The organism is Armatimonadota bacterium, from assembly GCA_017993055.1.
Lineage (GTDB): Bacteria > Armatimonadota > UBA5829 > DTJY01 > DTJY01 > JAGONM01.
The window spans coordinates 1-19,923 of the sequence record JAGONM010000020.1; the positions used below are offsets into that span (position 1 = coordinate 1).

At 64.0% G+C, this 19,923-nt stretch carries 13 protein-coding genes and 1 riboswitch; of the genes, 5 read left to right on the plus strand and 8 right to left on the minus strand.

Annotated elements, in window-relative coordinates:
• Positions 1-1,119, minus strand: a 1,119-nt coding sequence (locus KBC96_08875) for a DUF4838 domain-containing protein (GenBank protein MBP6964506.1), incomplete at its 3' end; no start/stop codon positions are given.
• Positions 1,120-1,403: 284 nt separating this feature from the next.
• Here KBC96_08875 and KBC96_08880 point away from each other — a divergent pair.
• Both KBC96_08880 and KBC96_08885 read left to right on the plus strand, forming a co-directional pair.
• Positions 1,404-3,416 carry an N-acetylmuramoyl-L-alanine amidase gene (locus KBC96_08880; GenBank protein ID MBP6964507.1) on the plus strand — a complete coding sequence of 671 codons (2,013 nt, stop codon included), beginning with the start codon at positions 1,404-1,406 and terminating at the stop codon, positions 3,414-3,416.
• Positions 3,417-3,533: 117 nt separating this feature from the next.
• Positions 3,534-6,353, plus strand: coding sequence for an N-acetylmuramoyl-L-alanine amidase (locus KBC96_08885; protein MBP6964508.1), 2,820 nt, complete (start codon positions 3,534-3,536; stop codon positions 6,351-6,353).
• Between the two features lie 67 nt (positions 6,354-6,420).
• On the opposite strand, the gene KBC96_08890 is transcribed toward KBC96_08885, so the two are convergent.
• The 7 genes from KBC96_08890 to KBC96_08920 all read right to left on the minus strand — a co-directional run bounded on the left by KBC96_08890 (position 6,421) and on the right by KBC96_08920 (position 15,009).
• A complete protein-coding gene (locus KBC96_08890) occupies positions 6,421-8,010 on the minus strand; it encodes a glycoside hydrolase family 3 C-terminal domain-containing protein (protein ID MBP6964509.1) in 1,590 nt (529 codons plus the stop codon).
• 9 nt (positions 8,011-8,019) lie between these two features.
• Complete coding sequence (locus tag KBC96_08895; GenBank protein ID MBP6964510.1) at positions 8,020-8,835, minus strand: M55 family metallopeptidase; 816 nt, start codon at positions 8,833-8,835, stop codon at positions 8,020-8,022.
• 214 nt (positions 8,836-9,049) lie between these two features.
• On the minus strand, positions 9,050-10,696 hold the full coding sequence (locus KBC96_08900) for a hypothetical protein (protein ID MBP6964511.1): 1,647 nt from the start codon (positions 10,694-10,696) through the stop codon (positions 9,050-9,052).
• Positions 10,674-11,450: an ABC transporter ATP-binding protein gene (locus tag KBC96_08905; GenBank protein MBP6964512.1), complete on the minus strand. Its 777-nt coding sequence runs from the start codon at positions 11,448-11,450 to the stop codon at positions 10,674-10,676. The genes KBC96_08900 and KBC96_08905 overlap by 23 nt, the downstream gene beginning before the upstream one ends.
• A gap of 27 nt (positions 11,451-11,477) precedes the next feature.
• Positions 11,478-12,293: a sorbitol-6-phosphate dehydrogenase gene (srlD, locus tag KBC96_08910; GenBank protein ID MBP6964513.1), complete on the minus strand. Its 816-nt coding sequence runs from the start codon at positions 12,291-12,293 to the stop codon at positions 11,478-11,480.
• A 49-nt stretch (positions 12,294-12,342) separates the two neighbouring features.
• A complete protein-coding gene (locus tag KBC96_08915; protein MBP6964514.1) occupies positions 12,343-14,046 on the minus strand; it encodes an alcohol dehydrogenase catalytic domain-containing protein in 1,704 nt (567 codons plus the stop codon).
• A 195-nt stretch (positions 14,047-14,241) separates the two neighbouring features.
• Positions 14,242-15,009 (minus strand): class II aldolase/adducin family protein, encoded by a 768-nt coding sequence (locus KBC96_08920; protein MBP6964515.1) that lies wholly within the window; start codon positions 15,007-15,009, stop codon positions 14,242-14,244.
• 156 nt (positions 15,010-15,165) lie between these two features.
• Here KBC96_08920 and KBC96_08925 point away from each other — a divergent pair, with 156 nt between their 5' ends.
• From KBC96_08925 to thiC, 3 genes are all read left to right on the plus strand, one after another.
• Complete coding sequence (locus tag KBC96_08925) at positions 15,166-16,905, plus strand: DUF4838 domain-containing protein (GenBank protein MBP6964516.1); 1,740 nt, start codon at positions 15,166-15,168, stop codon at positions 16,903-16,905.
• A gap of 160 nt (positions 16,906-17,065) precedes the next feature.
• Positions 17,066-18,100 (plus strand): hypothetical protein, encoded by a 1,035-nt coding sequence (locus tag KBC96_08930; protein MBP6964517.1) that lies wholly within the window; start codon positions 17,066-17,068, stop codon positions 18,098-18,100.
• A gap of 104 nt (positions 18,101-18,204) precedes the next feature.
• Positions 18,205-18,318: riboswitch (TPP riboswitch) on the plus strand.
• Positions 18,319-18,520: 202 nt separating this feature from the next.
• Positions 18,521-19,804: a phosphomethylpyrimidine synthase ThiC gene (thiC, locus tag KBC96_08935; GenBank protein MBP6964518.1), complete on the plus strand. Its 1,284-nt coding sequence runs from the start codon at positions 18,521-18,523 to the stop codon at positions 19,802-19,804.
• Positions 19,805-19,923: the final 119 nt, after the last annotated feature.

Genomic DNA, 19,923 nt, shown 5'->3' on the forward strand with positions numbered 1-19,923 from the left:
GTCCATCGGGAACGACTCGGGCGGCGCGATGGTCTTGTGATAGGCGATCGTTTCGAGCCGGAGGTCCGGCCGGACCTTCGCCACCTCTGCCTTCACGCGAGAGATAAGCCCTGACTGTCTGTCCGGCGGCTCTCCGAGGGCCCTGCACTTCTCGCATTCGCACCACGAGGCGCCGTCGGGCGGCCAGAAGTCGAACACCCGTATCTCCGGGCGCTCGCTCAGGTACTTCGCGAGGTTCGCCGTCAGGTACGCCACCGCGTCGGGGTTCGACGTGCAGATCACCCTCCCGCGCGACTTCACGCGCTCGCCCCTCTCGTTCATGCCGAACCACTCGGGGTGCTCTTCGAAGAGAGTGCCGCCTTCCATCTCGGCGTTCAGGAAGTTCTGGTAACCGTGGCCTCCGACCTCGATGATGATGCCGCGCCTCTGAAGCTCCGGGGTCAGTTCCTCCCGCCAGTTGTCCCACATCACCCGGCCGCCGCCCTGGTAGTCGGTCGGCACGACCAGCGTGTTGTACCGCGCCTTGGGCATCCACTCGATCAACTGCACGAGGTTCTCGGCATTGTGGGAGTGGCCCTCCTCGACGTAGAGTTTGCGGATGGGGAACGACGACGCCTCGCGCAGGTAGTCCTCCTCGGCCTCGTACACGATGGTGGGCTTCCTCGGAACGATCTCCGCCGTCCCCTTGTAGTGGTCGAACCTCGGCGCGAGCCACCGGCATCCGAGAAGTCGCAGGAACTCGTACACCCCGTTCAGAGCAGCCCGGTCCCACGCTCCGACGATGTACAGATGCCCGCGCTCCAGGGCGATCGCGAAGCCGTCGCTCTCCTCGCTGTTGTCGGCGATAAGCATCGCCGCCTCGGGGAGGGACTCCTGTGCCCCGACGATGACGGCGCGGTCGGGAAGCCTCGAAGACCGCTTCACGATCGGGATTTGGGCGCCGGACATCCGCTCGAGATAGCGCGACAACTCGCCCGCCGCGAACTCCTCGGTCGGCGACGGCTTCGACGGGACGACGATCGAATAGTCGCTGCGCCCGTCGTCGGCGATGGTGATCTTCGCGGCGTCGGCTCTGCACATGATCAGGATTCCGGCCGCGGCAAGCAGTAGAACGCGCATGGTGACGGCCTCCGATGTAGGTCTGCTTCCGGAATCCTGTTTGACGCCGTCCGCCGGCAATCCTTCGGAGGCGCGCCGCATAGCACAGAGCCGGGAACGCCCACCGCCCCACAAAAAAAAGTGCTTACAGTTCTACGATACTTTGCTATACTCGAACAGGTAACGCTCGGCAATGGTGCTGATGCTCGTTCCCGAGAACTCCGCAGCTTCATACACGGAACTCCCGAGACCGTCGGTCATCCGCGCCTGCGCTGGGTGAAAAATCAATCTGGGAGGGATGTCTGGTGAAAAGCGCGCGTATCGCAACCCCCGTCTTCGCGTCGCTTGCGCTGCTCCTGTTGCTGCTGATCCCCTCGGCAGTATGCGCAGGCCCCGTCGTCTATCTGGACGCAAACGGGAACTTGACGGCGATTGACAACCCCGCCGCCGTGGACGCCCTGTCCGCGCTCAAAGCTCTTGCGGGAGGCCCCCAACGAGGCCCGACCGCACTCGGACTCACTTCCGCCGTGCCGAGAGGTACTACCGTCCTGGACTTCGTGATCGAAGGCAGCGCGGTTGTAGTCAACTTCTCCCATCGGCTGACTGCGCAGGGTCTCGACGAGGCCCGGGCTCAGGCCATCTTCGAGCAGGTGAAGAACACCCTCTGGTACTACGGAGTCGAGGGTGATCTCTCCGTTCTGGCAAACGGCATCCCGTTCGCCGACTACCTTCCCGAGACCGCCGAAGTCGCTCCCGGCGCGGAGGCCCTGGCCCCGTACGCCAACGCGATCGCGAGTCTCGGAGGCAGGAGCGTGTTCCTGTCGCCGGGCCACGGCCTCTTCTGGAACGGCAGCGGATGGTACACCGCGAGGCCGGTGTACTGCTCCCCGCTCAATCAGGAGGATTATCACAACCTCGAGATGATGCGCTACCTGCAGGCTCATCTCGCCGCCGACGCCGCAACCGTGAAGCTGGCCCGATGCACGAACCTCGGCCAGGGCGCCTCTCCCTACAACGGCGGCGAGGCATGGTGGCACATGGGCGCGTCCTACTGGCTCAAGAACCTTGGATATCCGTGCTCGGTCTATGCCAGCTCGACCGGCGACTGCAACCTGGGCAGCGGAGGCACCGAGACGAACGACGACATCCGCGCCAGGCCGCTTGCGTCGGACTACGACAACACTAACATCTACATCTCTCTGCACACGAACGGCCTGTCCGGCGACTGCTACGGCTCGACGTGCCCGACCGGCACGATCACTTATTACGACTGCGGCACGGAGCACTCTTCCTGGTGCACCGTCAGCCAGAACCTCGCCAACTCGGTCCACGACTCGCTGATAAGCGCGATCCGCACGTACTACGACGGTAGCTGGACCGACAGAGGCAAGGCGAACTCGAACGGCGCATACGGCGAAATCCGCATCCCGGACCGGGCCGCCATCCTGATCGAGCTCGGCTTCCACGACACCTGCGAGAAGGATGCGGTGTACCTCAGGGACAACTGGTTCCGAAGCGTATCCATGTGGGGCATATACAACGGCATCTGCTCCTACTTCGGCACCGCTCCGACCTGGGGCTTCTACTCGTCGGAGGTCGTCAGCAACACCATCCCGAGTACGATGGCTCCCGGCGAGACCAAGTCGGTCAGCGTCACGATGAGGAACCGGGGAGTGCTCTGGAACTCCGCCCGCGGGTACAAGCTCGGTGCCGTCGGTGACAGCGATCCGTTCACCGGCACCACCAGGCAGCTGCTCTCGAGCGAGGTCGAGCCGAGCGGCACCGTGACCTTCACGTTCAACCTGACCGCTCCGACGACTCCCGGCACGTACACCACCGACTGGCGGATGGTGCGCGAGGGAGTCACCTGGTTCGGCGCCACCTGCTCGAAGACAATAACCGTTTCGTCGCCGGTGGTAGAGGTCATCCTGGACAACGCCCAGGCCGGTTTCACCGCGTCGGCGAACTGGTCCACCGGCACCTCGTCAACGGACAAGTACGGCGCCGACTACCGGTTCCGCTCGACCCAGGCGATCAGCGATGCTGCGACCTGGGCCGTCACCCTGCCGGCCGCGGGAAGCTACCAGGTGTATGCGTGGTGGCCCCAGGGCACGAACCGGTCGCTTACCGCGCCGTACATCGTCTACTACAGCGGCGGTTCGCAGACGATCAACGTGAACCAGCAGATCAACGGGGGCAAGTGGAACCTGCTGACGACCCAGAGCATGGCCGCGGGGTCGAACCAGGTCAAGCTCTCGTGCTGGACGACCCTCGGCAAGGTCGTCATGGCCGACGCCGTCAGGTGGTACAAGCCCTAGGCTCTGCACGCCTGTGAAGTCCGTTCCCGCGAGCGAGGAGGCCCCGGCAGGCGGGCCTCCTCCTTCCGACCTCTCCGCGGCGAACCCGCCGCGATCTCTGCAAAGGAGGATTACGCATTGAAAGGCACACGCATCCTACTCCTGTTGATCGGCCTGACGCTTGCGGCCGCCTCGGCATCCGCGGGTCCCGTCGTGTACCTGGACGCAGACGGCAACCCCGCCGTGGTTGACAGCGCCGCCGCCGTGGACGCCCTGTCCGCGATCAAGGCCCTCGCCGGAGGTCCCCAGCGATTCGGACTCAGTTCGGCCGTGCCGAGAGGCACCGCCGTCCTGGACCTCGTGACCGAGGGCGTCACCACGGTCGTCAACTTCTCGAACCGCCTGACTTCCCAGGGTCTCGACGAGGCCCGTACTCAGGCGATCTTCGAGCAGGTCAAGAACACCCTCTGGTACTACGGCATCGAGGGCGACGTCGTCATCCTCGTCAACGGAGTCCAGCTCGCCGACCTGCTTCCCCCCGCGCCGGATATCGTACCGCCCTTCGAGTCGGGCAAGGCCCAGGCGGGCTACGGCGTCGAGTCGCTGTCCGGGCACACCATCACGCTCTCGCCCGGCCACGGCATCTTCTGGAACGGCACCGGATGGTACACTCAGCGGCCGGTCTACTGCGCCCCCCTGAGCCAGGAGGATTTCCATAACCTGGACTATGCCCTCTACCTCACGGCATTCCTGGAGGCAGACGGCATGGTGGTGAAGAAGGTGCGCTGCCACGACAAGGCGTACGGGAACTACGGCGCCTACGAGTGGTGGAAGATGGCCTCGCCGTACTGGCTCCAGCACACCGGGTACCCGTGCACGGTCTACGGCAGCTACAGTGGATGCACGCTCGGTGACGGCGCGACCGAGGTGAACGACGACATCCGCGCCAGGCCGCTCGCGTCCGACTACGACGGCACGGACATCTATATCTCCCTGCACACGAACGGCCTGAACGGCGACTGCTACGGGGGCACCTGCCCGTCCGGCACGATCACCTACTACGACTGCGGCTCCGAGCACAAGAAGTGGTGTACCGTCAGCACCAACCTCGCCAACGCCGTTCACGACACCTTGATATCAACGATTCACAACGAAGTCGGTGACTCGTCGTGGACGAACAGGGGCAAGTCGAACTCGAACGGGGCATACGGCGAAATCCGCATCCCTGACCGGGCAGCGATCCTGATCGAACTCGCGTTTCACGACACCTGCGAGAACGATGCCGTCAAGCTGCGCGACCCGTTCTGGACCTCCGGCGCGATGTGGGGAATCTACAAGGGCGTCTGCACCTACTTCGGAACAACGCCTACCTGGGGATTCTACTCCGACGAGTACGTGAGCGACACCATCCCCGCGCAACTGGCTCCGGGCGAGACCCGACAGGTCAGCATCACGCTGAGGAACAGGGGTGTCAACTGGAACGAAGACAAGTCGTTCAGGCTCGGCGCCGTCGGTGACTCGGATCCGTTCACGGCGGCCACCCGCCACGCCATCTCCGGCAACGTCGCTCCCGGCCAGACGTACACGTGGACGTTCAGCCTGACCGCGCCGACGGTCGAGGGGAACTACGTGACCGACTGGCAGATGGTTCGAGACGGCGTGCAGTGGTTCGGCGCCGCGGTCACTCGCAGCATACAGGTAGGAGGGGCCGGCGACACCGAGCCTCCCACCGTCCCGGCGAATCTCTCCGCCGCGGCGGTATCTTCGACGCGCATAGACCTGACCTGGACGCCCTCCACCGACAACAGCGGAGTCGTCTCGGGCTACAAGGTCTTCCGCAACGGCGGCTACCTGGACACCACGAGTTCCGCCGGCTACTCGGACACGAACTGCGCGTCGAACACGACCTATACCTATGCCGTGAGCGCTTTCGACGGAGCCTTGAACGAGAGCGCGCAGAGCGCGCCCGCGCAGGCGACCACCCCTGCGGTGACCGATTTCATCATTGACAACCCGCAGGCGGCGTTCACCGGCACATGGCTCACGGGCACGTCGTCCGTGGACAAGTACGGCGACAACTACAACTACATCAGCACGTCCACCGGCGAGACCGGCACGGCCGTCTGGCGCCCTACGGTAGAGATCGCCGGAAACTACGATGTCTTCTGCTGGTACCCGCAGGGAGCTAACCGCACTACGGCCGCTCCCTACATAGTCTACTGGGACGGCGGAAGCCAACAGGTCAACGTCAACCAGCAGGCCGGCGGCGGCCAGTGGGTCGGCCTCGTCGCGGCCAAGCCGTTCGCCGCGGGCACTGCCGGATACCTGAAGCTCGGGAACGGTACCGGCGAGGCCAGCTTGGTGGTCATGGCCGATGCGGCCCGGTTCACGAAGGTCGCCGGCGGAGACACCCAGCCGCCCACCGTGCCGACGAACCTGAGCGCGACGGCAGTATCGGGCAGCCAGGTCAACCTGGCGTGGACGGCCTCGACCGACAACGTCGGCGTGGCGGGGTACAAGATCTTCCGCGGCGGCACGCAGATCGGCACCAGCGCGACCAACAGCTACTCGGACACGACCTGTGCGCCGAACACGACCTACACCTACACGGTGAGCGCGTACGACGCGGCGGACAACGAGTCGGCTCAGAGCAGTCCCGCTCAGGCGACCACCCCTGGCGACACTACGCCGCCGGTGATCTCGGGCGTGTCTGCGAGCGCCGGAGCCGGGAACTTCACCGCGAGTTGGACGACCAATGAGCCCGCTACCAGCCAGGTCGAGTACGGGCTGACGACATCCTACGGAAACCTGACGACGCTCGACGCGAACCTGGTCACCAGCCACTCCATGCAGGTGACCGGTCTGGCGCGCAGGACGACCTATCACTACAGGGTGAGGTCGAAGGACGCATCGGGCAACGAGGCGATATCCGGAGACTACACCATCAAGACGAAGTAACCATAGCGGCGAAAAGGGGGTCCGCGTCTACGCGGACCCCCTCAAAACGTTTCCCTTGCCCCGACTGCTACAGCTTCTCCAGCCCGAAACCGAACTTCGCGTATCCCGGAATCGAGACGGGCAGCTTGCCGACAGGTTGTATCCTGCCGAAAAGCATGTCCGCCGCGGCCTGAACTGTCGCGTCCGGGTAACCGTAGGTCGCCACGCTGGCCTTGGCGTCGGGGTAGTGGCAGAGGTCGTATGGCTCCCGCGCGGCGATGATCACCGCCGGCCTTCCGTTCCCGGTCTCGGACTTCGGGTCCGGCCGCACCAGTTCCCTGGTCCACGGTTCGGACTGGCAGGTGGTGAGGATGACGACCTTCGACTGCTTGATCAGCTCCCTGACCGCCGCGAGTTCCTTCTCCGTCGGCTCGTTGCTGATCCGGGCAAGCCTGGTGTTGGGATGGTACTTCCTGAGCGCGGCGGCGAACTGCTCGGTCGCGGGATGCAGCCCCGCCACCAGGACCTGGTCGGTCTTCATGAGCTTGAGCGGGAGGACCGCCCCGTCGTTCCTCAGCACGGTGACCGAACTCTCGGCGATCTCGCGCTCGAGGCTTCGGTTGGTCTCCGTCCCGACCGATTCTCTGACCGTGGAGATGTCCGTTGTCCGCCGCTGATCGAGCCCGTACTCGCTCTTGACGGCCATAATGCGCGCGACCGACTCCTCGATGCGCTCTTCGGATATCTCGCCGGACTCGACCGCCTTCAGAAGAGCGGTGCGGATCTGCGCCTGCGCCTCCAATGTGTGGCTCGCGAGCAGAATGTCGGTCCCGGCCTTCACGGCGAGCACCGACGCTTCCCCGACGCCGTAGTTGGCGGTGACCGCCTTCATCTCCATGCAGTCGGTAACGATCAGGCCGCCGAACCCCATGTGCTTTCGGAGGAGGCCGGTCAGAACGGCCGGAGAGAGCGTCGCCGGCATGCTGGGGTCGAGCGCGGTGAAGACTATGTGCGTGCTCATGACCATCGCGACTCCGGCCTTGATGCACGCCCTGAACGGGGCCAGCTCGACCTTGTTCAGCCGTTTGCGCTGATACGGTATGCTCGGCATCGAGAGGTGCGTGTCGGTGGACGTGTCGCCGTGGCCGGGGAAATGCTTCGCGCAGGCCATGATCCCGTTGGACTGGAAGCCCTCGACCGCCGCCGCCCCGAGTTCGGACACCATCTCGGGCGACTCGCCGTACGACCTGATGCCGATGATCGGGTTCAGCGGGTTGTTGTTGACGTCCACGCACGGCGCGAAGTTTGTGTTCACGCCGACGGCGGCCAACTCGCGCGCGATCGCCCCGGCGCATTCCCGCGCGAACTCGGCGGAGCGCGTCGCCCCCAGCGCCATGTTGCCCGGGAACGTCGTGAAGGGGTGCTTCATCCGGGTGATGAGGCCGCCCTCTTGGTCCGCCGCGATGAACATCGGAATGTCCGAGCGCCCCTGAAGCTCGTTCAGGGTGGATGCGATCTGCTCGGGCCCGCGAACGTTTCGGCCGAGCAGGATTATGCCTCCGACCTTGAAGTCGTCCGTCAGGATCTTGGAATGGGTGCACAGATTCTGGTTGTCGTGCTCGGTCTGTCCCTGCCAGCCGAACATGAGCATCTGGCCGATCTTCTCCCTGATGTCCAACTTGCGTCCTTACCTCTCTGCGCCGGCGAGTCTCGTCATCGTCAGGAACCCGCGGTACGCTCCCAGGAAATCGTCCGAAGCGTAGCCGATGGTCGTCGCGTCTTCCCTGACCGCCCCCGGCATGATCCCGGCCGCGTCCGCGAGCCCGGTGTTCGTGAATGCCAGTTCAAATCTTATAGGCGGTTCCAGGCTGAACGGCTCGAACTCCGGCAGCCTGTCGAACAGTCCAGCCGCCGCCGTCCTGATCCGCTCCCTCGCGGCCTCCGGGTGAAGGCAGTCGGCCGCGTACCTCGTGATAGGCTCCTTGACCGCGACCGCTTCGACCGGGCCGAGGCTCGACAGCGCCTCCCTGCACGCGGTGGAATCGCCGGTCACCATCACCACCGGCACGCCGAAGTATCCCGCCACCGCCGCGTTTATCGTGATCTCGCCCACCAGGCGCGAGTTGAGTTTCGCCGAATAGATCGTCCCGTTGTACGTGTGGCTCAGGACCGCCGCCGTCCCGGCTCCCGCGTGATATCCCACGAAGACCGCCGCGTCGAACGTCTCGTCAATTCCCTGCATCATCGAGAGCGGAGACCCTCCGCCCGTTATCAGGCGGACCCTCGGGTCGGCCTCCGCGATCTTGATGTTGCGCCCGTTCGCGTGCGAGTCGTTGACGAGAATCTCGGTCGCGCCGCCGTCGTAGAGACCTTCCACCGCCGCGCGGAGTTCCCCGGCCATCAGAGCGCGGGCGTCCTCGTATGACGGGTTGCCCGCCGAGGTCTGTTCCCAGTTCACTACGCCGCTGATGCCTTCCATGTCAACGGAAACGAACACCTTCACGAAACAGACCTCCGCGCGCCCAATCATTCACTGCTTATTCGATTATATCCCCGCGGGGTTCTTTCGTCAAGAGTTTTATGTAAACGTTTACTATTTCTTTTCTGCGAGGCAAACGGTGCGTTTGGAGAGAAGCGGGCGAATGTATGCTCGCACATCTCCCGCTGACTAAGCCCGTCCCATGCTCTTAACTCGGCATCTGAGATACGATCGGCGCCTACTCGTCCGTCGGGTCGTGGATCCGATAGGTCGCCGCCCCGAGCGTGATTCCCCCGGCAGCTACGGTAAGCGCGACGGCGATCACCGCCGAGGCCGTCATCGCGGGCGGTGCGTGGAGCAACCACAAGATGGCGCCGACCGCCAGCGGAGGGCCTATGCTCAACACGCTGAACAGCATGCTCAGCAGGTTCGCTATCCACTGCTGGGACATGTCGCCCCAGTTGGGGTAGAGCACCGCCACTGTCGTCTGGGAGCAGATCGTTCCGTAGGCGACGAACGGAAGCGCGACACCGGATATGATCATCAGGTCGGAGGTGGGCGCTCCCAGCAGGAACACCGCCGATCCGAAAAGCAGCCAGATCAACGCCCAGACCATCAGTCCGGCGTTGGCGGTCTCGGCGACCATCAGCCACCACGGTGAGATCGGCATCGGCTTGAGGATGTTCACCTGCTTGAGATCGGCCCTGAGCATCTGCCCCATGAACATGGCCAGCATATAGCTCATGTAGAGCGCAATGCCGGTCATAGCCTGGGGCGCGAGTGCGAGCAGTCCTCTGTCCCTGATGACCGCGCGGCCGAGCAGCGCGGCGACCGGGATGACAATCAGAGCGCCGATCATCGCCGACCGGCTCATGCGCAGCGAGAGCAGCATGTTCTTCCACAGGATGGCGGTCGCCCCGCGACCGAATGGAGTTACGATCGTGGCCGTCGAATGCTTCCGACCGCGCGCCAGCTCAGTGCGAAGCCTGCTGACATCGCCTGACTTCTTTGCCTCTCTGATCAACGCGCTTCTCGTGCTTGCAGCCAGGGACGGCTCGTACGGGTTCTCCTTCCGTGCGAGCACCATCGCCATGGTCCCGATCGCCATGGTTCCGAGGGCCGCCAACTGCCACGCGTGAGCCGGCTGCCACCCGTTGATGCCGGCCAAGGCCAGCCCCGACACCCATACCGCGGGCGCCGCTAGCCAGACCAGTATCGGCTGGTGGATCAGCGCAGCGATGGCGGAAGCCGCATCGCCGGTGCGAGCATATGCCCCGTAGACGGTCGCTCCCGCCAGGACCAGGATGCCGAGTCCCAGCGCCTGCACGGATCTCTTCTGCCACCGCTTCTCCACCGTGCCGTGTGCCACGATCAGGTTGATGACTGTCGAAAGATTGATGATCGTGATCGCGTAGAGGACGATTGACAGCCAGGCGACCAGGTCCAGGATCGGGATGGACGCAACCATTCGAGACGCCTGCATCCCGATGAACACGCCCATCAGGGCTAGCAACAGAGCGAACTTGGCGTATATGGCGCCCAGCTTCAGGCCCATGATGATCCGACGGTCGATCGGCATGGCGATCAGGACATCCATCTCCGCCTGGCTGTAGATGATCAGGCTGTTCGAGAACGCGTGGGCGATCGCGCCCAGCGAGATCCAGATCGTGACGAAGAGCAGAATGGACTGCATCATTTCCACGAGCTGTCCCACTATTGGCGGCTGTTGGTTCATTCCCCTGGTGGCAGCGAACGCCTGCATCAGCACGAAGAAACCTATCCAGACGATGAAGAGCACCGTCGGGATCAGGCGCTTCGGCGTCCGAAGGGTGATCCGGACCAGGTTCGCGAGTTGGCGGCACTCAAGGTACAGCAGGGGTCTCAACTTGTTCGGCCTCTTCGGTGAGCTTGAGGAATACGTCTTCCAGTGTCGCGTCGGAGCGCATCTGAGCGCGCTCGTGCAGCTCGCCGAGTGTGCCCTCGGTCACGACGTGCCCCCGGTCAATGATAAGTATCCGGTCGCAGAGCCGCTCAGCCGTGTCGAGCATGTGCGTGCTGACCAGGATCGAGCACCCGGCCGCCTTCGCCTCGAGCATCATGTTCTTCAACTCGCGCGCGCCCTTGGGGTCGACGCCGATCAGCGGCTCGTCGAAAAGGACCACCTGGGCGTCGTGGATGAATGCGCATGCCACCGCGAGCTTCTGCTTCATGCCCTTCGAGAGCGTCGCCACAAGCTCATTCTTCTTCTCGTCGAGGTCGAACTTCTCGAGCAGAGAGTTCGCTCTCTCTTCGAACTTGTCGAGGGTGTCGTAGGCCATCGCGATGAATCTGAGGTGCTCGTGGACGGTGAGCATCTCGTAAGGGTTCGGCGTCTCGGGGACGAACGCGAGGTTCTTCTTCGCGCCGGTCTCGTCCTTCGCCAGGTCGTGCCCGGCGACTTCGATGCGCCCGGAGGTAGGCCGGATTATGCCGGCGATGGAGCGCAGGATGGTCGTCTTCCCAGCGCCGTTCGGGCCGAGCAGCCCGAGGATCTCACCGTCGGCGACGGTGAAACTGATGCCGTCCACGGCGAGCGTGGTCTTGTACTGCTTCCTCAACTGGTCTACGATCAGCACGTGCTTGCTCCCTGTCGAGCGCATCAGTTCGCCGGGCACCGGTCACTTCCCCTACCGCATCTCCTGCCCGCCGGTGACGTTGATCGCCTGGCCCGTCATGTAGCTCGACTGCTCGGACGCCAGGAAGACCACCACGTTCGTCACATCATCGTAGGCGCATCCTCGTCCGAGCGGCACCTGGCCGAGGTACTTCTCCTTCACCTGCTCGACGGTGATCCCCTGCGTGCGCGCGTACTGCTCGAAGAGGCTGTCCTGCCAGAGCGTGCCGTCGAGGAGGTTGCCGGGGCAGATCGCGTTCACCCGGACGCCGTGCGGCGCCATCTCAAGCGCGAGGCTCTGCGTCAAACCGATCCCGCCGAACTTGCTCGCGGCGTAGGCGGAGTTCTTGAAACTGCCCTTCTTGCCGGACTTCGAGTTGATCTGGATGATGTTTCCGCTCTTCTGCGCGACCATCACCTTCGCCGCCTCGCGTGCGCAGATGAAGTAGCCGACGAGGTTTACATCTATCACCTTCCGCCAGTCGGCTGTCGAGAACTCGGTGACCTCCTCCGCCTTGAGGATTCCGGCGTTCGAGACCATGATGTCGAGCTTGCCGAACTCCCGGACGGCAAGTCGAACCATCTCGACGACCTGCTCGTCGTTCGTGACGTCCACCTTGAAGCCGACGGCCTTACGACCGGTGGTCTTGACGATGTCCTCCGCGACCTTCTGCGCGTTCTCGAAGACGATGTCGCCCAGGAGGACATCGCATCCCTCGGCCGCGAGTCGCCGGGCAATCGCCTCGCCAAGCCCCTGCCCGGCGCCCGTCACGATGGCGGCCTGCCCCGCCAATGCCTTGCACTCAATCACGCTCTTACTCCTCGTCATAGGCCCCATATGTCCCATCCGTCCCATCCGTCTAATAGGACGAATGGGCCTAGCCGGCCATCACCCTCAGCAGCTCCGCCTCCGCCTCGCGGTTCCAGAACATGCCGTCGGTGAGTTTCGCGTAGACCGTCGGCAGCTTGTCCTTCAGATCGGGCACCGCCGTCAGCGGGAGGTCCTTGATCTGCGGATAGATCACGACCTTGCCGGGATACGTCCCTTCCTTCGCCGCCTTCATGCCCTCCCACGACGCCTCGATCCCGCCGATCGCCGCCACCGACGTGTTTGTCGAGATCTTGCCCGACTCGGCCGCGTGGAGCGTGTCGAGCATGTCGCTTACCTTCGAGCCGCTGCTGCCCACGAACCGGACGTTGCTCATGAAGACGCCGCTCAGGTCCATGCTCACGATCGTGCCGATCGGCACTCCCGCGAAGATGTTCATCAGGCCCTCGTCGGCGAGGTATCCCACCGCCTGCTCGATCAATGCAGGCACGGGCGCGAGCATCACGATGTCGTCGAAGCAGTTGCCGTCCGTGAACGCCTCGATCAGCTTGTCGAAATCGTCCGCGCTCATCTCGTTCGGGTTCACGATAAGGAGCTCGATGCCGCGCCTCCGGGCTATCGGCTCGAACCGCTCGCGCAGGCTGTTCAGGCGCGCGGTGTCAATATCGGTGGCGAGCACCTTCTTCGGGCCGTCCTCCATTTCGAGCGCGCGCGGGAGGTGCATCTGCCCCATCGGTCCGCCCGTGCCTACGAACCACGCCGTCCCGCCGGCTCTCAACTCGCTCGGCATGCGGACCGGCTCGTAAGCGGATCCGATGTGCCTGCTCATCGTGCCGATGTAGGAGTGGTTCCAGTAGTGGACCTTGCCGACGTCTATGTTGATCGGGCGGGTGAGCGGCTCCTCTGAGACGATGTTCATGATCCCCTGCTTGCCGAGGAGCGTCGCCGCCTTCTCGATCACATCCGGGTTCGCGCCGAGCACGATTATGTCGTCGAAGCCGCCGTGCTTCTGCTCGAACGCCTCGAAGTCAATGGACTCGAAGGCGTCGGTCTCCCTCAGCTTGAAACGGCCGGCCTCCGACCAGAACTTGAGCTGGTCCATCATCGGCCAGTCGAGTTCCGTCGCGACCACCAGCTCGGGCTCCACCTCGAAGTCGAGCGCGTAGTCGCCGTCGTCCATCGCCGCGCCGATGATCCAGAGCTTCCCGCCGGGCTTGATTGACTTCCGGCGGGTTATCTTGTAGCTCGCCACGACGCAAGCCCAGGGCTCGGCGAGAGCGGCCTCGGCGTATCCGGTCGAGTCGGCCATAGGTAGCAGGTAGCATCCCTCGTCGCCGTCGAGCATCTCCTTGCCGATCACCTGGTACTGGGTCTGCGCGCCGGGGAGGACGTACCCGAAGGCCATGCTCACGCCGTTCACGAAGACGTCGGCCTGGACGGTGAACCGCTGGCCGATCTTGAACCGGTCCGCCACCTTCTCGCCGACGCCCACGACGGTGACCGCCGCCTCGTGGCCGAGCGTAACGGGGTCATTCACCATATCGCGCCCGGTGATCCGGGGGTGCAGGTTGCCCTGGTTGATCACCTTGATGTCGCTGAAGCAGATGCTCACGGCATCCACCCGGACCAGAAGCTCCTCCGGCCCGTACTCCGGCATCGGGTGCTCAACCGGCTTCCCGTCCTTGCCGAAGTTCTCCAGCCCCGCGCCGTAGAGATACCAGGTCAGTATCTTATCAGGAAGTGTATCGCTCATACTCGTGCTCCTACTCGTGATCGTACTCGGCGGCCGGTCCGACGGTCATGAATGTGCTCCACTCGCAGCACCGTCCAGTCCTGAGTGCGCGCTCTGGCGCGTGTATCGAAGGACGGCCTCCTGCAGCAAGAGCGCCCTTCGATACATGCCGTCATTCACCGGCATGCTCAGGGCTGTCGGTTACAGTTCCCCGCGCTAAAGGTTCTCTATCAGCTTCTTCCGCTGGATCTCGTCCGGGCGCGTGCGGATGCGCTCCACCGTCTGCTCGCTCATGTAGTTCGGCCCGCCGAACGCAAGCGTCCCCGCCAGCACCTTCGCCGTCTTGTCCCACATCGCCGTGATGCTCTGGACTTCCTTCGCGGTCGCCCCGAGCGCGATCAGGCCGTGGTTCTGCATCAGGATTGCCTTCGGGCGTTCCCCATGCTCGCGGATGTAGTCCGTCACGACCGACTTGATCTTCCGCGCCAGCGTCACGCCCGGATCGGTGAACTCCACGTGCGCCGGGGCCGCCCCGCAGCACACGACCTCGTCCGGGAACAGCCGCCCCTGCGTCATGTCGCGCCACCCCTTCGAGCAGAGGATGCCGTTCACCGAGATCGGGTGCGTGTGCCCCACGAAGCTCACGCCGGGGATGCTCAGCAGGTAGCCGTGGAAGACGGTCTCGATCGAAGGGAGCAGCTTGCCGTCCGGGTCGACCATCGCCGCCCGGAGGTTCGCCTTGATCTCGTCGTCGGTCAGCTCCGGGCCGTCGAGCATCCGCAGGACCTTCGGCGCGCTGACCTCGACCAGCCCCTCCTCCTCGATCGTGCCGAGTTGGGTGCCGCTCGCCTTCACGTAGAACGTGTCGTCGTCTATCTTGGCCGAGGTGTTCCCCTCGCCCAGTATCACCAGCCCCCTGCGCTCCTTGCCGAGCCAGTGGGACATCTCGATAAGCTGTTTCAGTGCTTCTTTCTTCGAACCCATATCAGGTGCAGACCCCCCTCGCGTTTACAAGACGGGGTATTATATCACGGAAACGCCCCTGCGACCAGAAGGCGACGTGACTTCCTGCTCGTAGTCGTACTCGAAGGGCTTCGCCGCCCGGAAGTCGAACGTACACAGTGAAGAAGGGCGGTCAACATGAAGGCATCACTGACGGCAATCCTCCTTGCGCTGGTCCTCTCCGCATCCGCGGCGGGAGCGCGGAACGGACGTGATACGATGATCATCATCCCGGACGAGCCGAGCCCGGTTGTCACATACGCAGCGAAGGAACTCCAGTACTTTATCGCCAAGTCAACCGGAACCAGGCCGGCGATCGTGGCAGAAAAGCATGCGGTCGGACGGCATGGATTCGTGCTCGGCCCGTGCAGGCGCAGCGGCGGCCCCGAGATCGAGAAGAGACTCGGTGAACTGCGCGAGGACGGCGTTCTCATCAAGACCGTCGGCGATGACGTCATCCTCCTCGGGCAGAACGACCGAGGCCAGCTCTACACGGTCTACGTCCTGCTCGAAAAGTACCTCGGCGTCAGGTTTCTCGCCCGTGACTGCACCATCATCCCGAAGCACGACAAGCTCGATCTCCCGGAGATAGACTACGCCTACACGCCTCCGTTCATGTACCGCGAGACGCTCTACTGGGACAGCTTCCCTAAGGAGATCGCGGCCCGTCAGCGCCTGAACGGCCCCTGGTCGAAGTGCGACGAGGAGGTCGGCGGGAATATTCGGATCGAGCCCTACGTCCACAGTTTCGCCAGGCTCGTGCCGCCGGAGAAGTACTTCGCCGAGCATCCAGAGTACTTCAGCCTCGTCGGGGGCAAGCGCACGAACCTGACCGTCCACGGCCAGCTATGCCTCACCAATCCCGACGTCCTCGAGATCGCGACCGAGCAGGTGCTCAAGTGGATCGCGGATAACCCGGAGGTCCCGATCTTCGACGTCTCCCAGAACGACGGCAACGGCCCCTGCGAGTGCGACAAGTGCATGGCTGTCGTCAACGAGGAGGGCTCCCAGCACGGGCCGATCCTCCGGTTCGTCAACGCGATCGCCGATGAAGTGGCGAAGAAGTACCCCGACAAGTGGATCGAGACGCTCGCCTACGCCTACTCGACCAAGCCGCCGAGCATCACCAGGCCGCGCAGGAACGTCATCATCCGCCTCTGCCACGCGGGCTGCTACTTCCACGGGTTCGAGGAGTGTGGCCTCGGCGCCAACCTTGCGGCGAACCTCGATGCGTGGAGCAAGGTGACCGACAACATCTTCATCTGGCACTACGCCGCCAACTTCGCGCATTACATCGCGCCGTGCCAGAACCTCGACGGCCTCGTGAAGGATATCCGATACTACGCCGCGCACAACGTTCGGGGGCTGATGATCCAGGCCGACTACCAGAGTCCCGGCGGTGAGATGGCCGAGCTTCGGCAGTACCTCGCCGCCCGGTTGATGTGGGACCCGAGCCGCAGTCCCGGGGTCATACGGCGGGAGTTCTGCAACGGCTACTACGGGGCCGCGGCGGGCGATGTACTCCGGTACGTCATGCTGCTCGACAGGGCGGCGCTCGACCCGGGCAGGCACGCGTTCGGCGCCTGGGACCCGAAGACGACCTTTGCGGACGCCTGGCTGGTCGAAGGCCTCAAGATACTCGAGAAGGCCCGGTCGAGGAAGCTCACGGCCGAGCAGGCTCAGCGCGTCGACCGGCTCTTCCTGCCGCTCTGGTACCTGCAGTTGACCTATCCCGACGCATACGGCTTCGACACCGCCAAGGCCCCCGCGCTCGTGCAGGAGTTCAAGCGGATCGCGCAGGCGAGCAAGATCACGCACATCAATGAGGGCGCTCTGGTTGATCAGTGGCTCGCGGGCATGGAGTCGAAGTATCACTAGTATTCGAGCGTCCCGATTCTTCAACTTGGCGATACTGCCGATCCGGTGCCGTCATTCCGAACTCGATTCGGAATCCATCCGGTCGCGCGCTGGATGCTGAATCAAGTTCAGCATGACGGTGCCCGCGAAACTGAACTTGATCGAGTAACAGGTGCAAGATATGACTTCGCGTGAACGCATACTCGCGGCAATGAGGTTCGAGAAGGTAGATCGCGTGCCCGTTTCTCCCTGGCATTTCTGCAGAGTTGATCGGGAGAGCCCGCTCGGTCGGGAGCTCCTGCGGAAGACCGATCTGTTCCAGGACGTCGGCTCCGGCGGCGACCCGATCCTCGGCGGTTCGGTGAACAGAGAGACGGAGCAGCAGGGCGACACTACCGTCACGACCATTCATACCCCGAAGGGTGACCTTGTCAGCAGGTATCGGCGCACGGAGATCACCGGCGCGACCGTCGAGTTCTTCTTGAAGGGTCCGGATGACGTCGAGAAGATGCTCTCCATCCCATACGAGGAACCGGATTTCGACCTCTCCGGCTATTATGCGTGGCAGGACCATATCGGCAACGAGGGGCTCGTGCTGATCGGACTGATCAACGGTGTCGCGGTTCCTGCATCCTGGTTCTCGCCGGAGGGGTTCTGCCTCGCGTGGGCGGATGAGCCCGATCTGGTCGAGCGGCTCACGGCGATCATGACGGAGCGCCTGATCAGCTACGTCGAGCGCCTCTGCAAGGCCGGGGTGGATGCCTACCGCATCGTCGGGGGGGAATACGCCTCCGTCCAGCTCGGCCCGGATGCATTCGAGCGGCTCTGCGTCAAGTACGACCGGGAACTGGTCGCGGTGATGCACAAGTACGGCGCGGTCGCCCACTACCACAATCACGGGCCGGTGATGCGCTACCTGGAGGATTTCGCGGCGATCGGGATGGACTGCGTTGACCCGCTCGAGGCGCCTCCTTGGGGGAATGCCGACCTCGGCGAGGCTCGACGGCGGCTCGGCGATCGGGTCTGCTTCCAGGGCAACCTCGACGACATGGAGGTCGTGGACAAACTGCCGACGGAAGAGGTGCTCGCCATCGCCCGCGAGCGGCTCGAATCGGCCGGCGACCGGGGATTCATCCTCGGCGGGACGACCTCCGGTACCTTCGGCGAAAACGGCGCGCGCAACTTCATCGCCATGGCGGAGATGGTGGCCGGGTGACGTGTCATAGGTCCCATGTGTCTCATATGTCTTATGGTCCGCTGCCTCCTCGCGAAGTTTGACAGTCCCCGGTACGGGTGGTATACTCCGAATAGACGCATGAACACAGCCGCTAGGGGTGCGTGGCGGAAACGCCCGCTGAGAGTCCCGCTCGACGGGACAACCCTCTGAACCTGATCCCGGATAATCCCGGCGTAGGGAAGCGGACGCGACGATCAGACGCCGTGTGCCCGCGATGAGGCCCACGGCGTTTTGTATGCGGAGAACACGGAAGCACGGAGGGAAACGGAACACACCGAGTTTCGCGAGGAAGCCATCAAAGCAGGAAAGGGAACTCCCGGTTTCCTGATACGGCACCCTTTTCCGTGACCTCCGCTTCCATCCGTTCAATCCGCGTTCTCCGAAAGAACGGTGAGGCATATGACACAACTCGAACACGCGCGGGCGGGGAAGATCACGCCCGAGATGAATATCATCGCCGAGCAGGAACGGCTCGATCCCGAGGACATCCGGGCGGGCGTCGCCGCCGGGACGATCGTCGTGCCGGCGAATGTGAATCGCGAACTCGCCAAGCCCTGCGGGATCGGCGCGGGCCTCCGCACGAAGATCAACGCCAACATCGGCACGTCCGGCGACTTCCCCAGCGTCGCCGACGAGCTCGAGAAGCTCCGGGTCGCGGTCGAGGCCGGCGCCGACACGATGATGGACCTCAGCACCGGCGGTGATCTCGCCGCAGTCCGCAAGACGATCACAGACAACTGCCCCGTCCCCCTCGGCACCGTCCCGATATACGAGGTCGCGGTGAAGGCCGCGGACGAAGGCTCGGTCGTCGGCATGTCGGAGGACGACCTCTTTCGCGTGATCGAGCGCAACGCCGAGGACGGCGTGGACTTCGTCACTGTCCACTGCGGCATCACCCGGGAGTCGCTGTCCCGCCTCAGGGATCAGGGGCGCGTCGCTGATGTGGTCAGTCGCGGTGGCGCGTTTCTGATCTGCTGGATGCTCGGCAACGACCGCGAGAATCCGCTCTACGCGCGGTTCGACGACCTGCTCGACATCTGCCGCACGCACGACGTCTGCCTGAGCCTCGGCGACGGCATGCGTCCCGGCTGCCTCGCCGACGCCACCGACCGCCCGCAGATCCAGGAGCTGATCATCCTTGGGGAACTGGTAGACCGCGCTCGGACGGCTGGAGTCCAGGCGATGGTCGAAGGGCCCGGCCACGTGCCGATGCAGCAGATCGTGACCAACATCCAGATTCAGAAGACGCTCTGCAAGGGTGCGCCGTTCTACGTGCTCGGCCCGCTCGTCACCGATGTCGCGCCGGGGTACGACCATATCACCTCCGCGATCGGAGGCGCGATTGCCGCCGCCGCGGGTGTTGATTTCCTCTGCTACGTTACGCCGTCCGAGCATCTCGGCCTCCCAGGGCCGGATGAGGTCCGCCAGGGAGTCGCCGCATCCCGGATCGCCGCGCACGCGGGTGACATCGCCAAGGGGATCAAAGGCGCGATGGACTGGGACCGCGAGATGTCCGTCGCTCGCAAGAAGCTCGACTGGGAACGCCAGGCGGAGCTCTGCATTGATCCGATCATGTTCCGCAAGTTCCGCTCCGAGCGCGCGACCCACGAGGACGGCGTCTGCTCGATGTGCGGGAAATACTGCGCGATGAAGGTCGTGGACGAGTATCTGCATAAGGAGTGAGTGTGCGGGCCTGATGTTGAAGCATCAGGCTAGTGGTGTGAGAAGCAGGCTGAAGCAAGCCGGTTCCGTCTGGGATACTGCGAGCTTGCTTCAGCTTGCTCTGCATGTCGCCAGCCTCG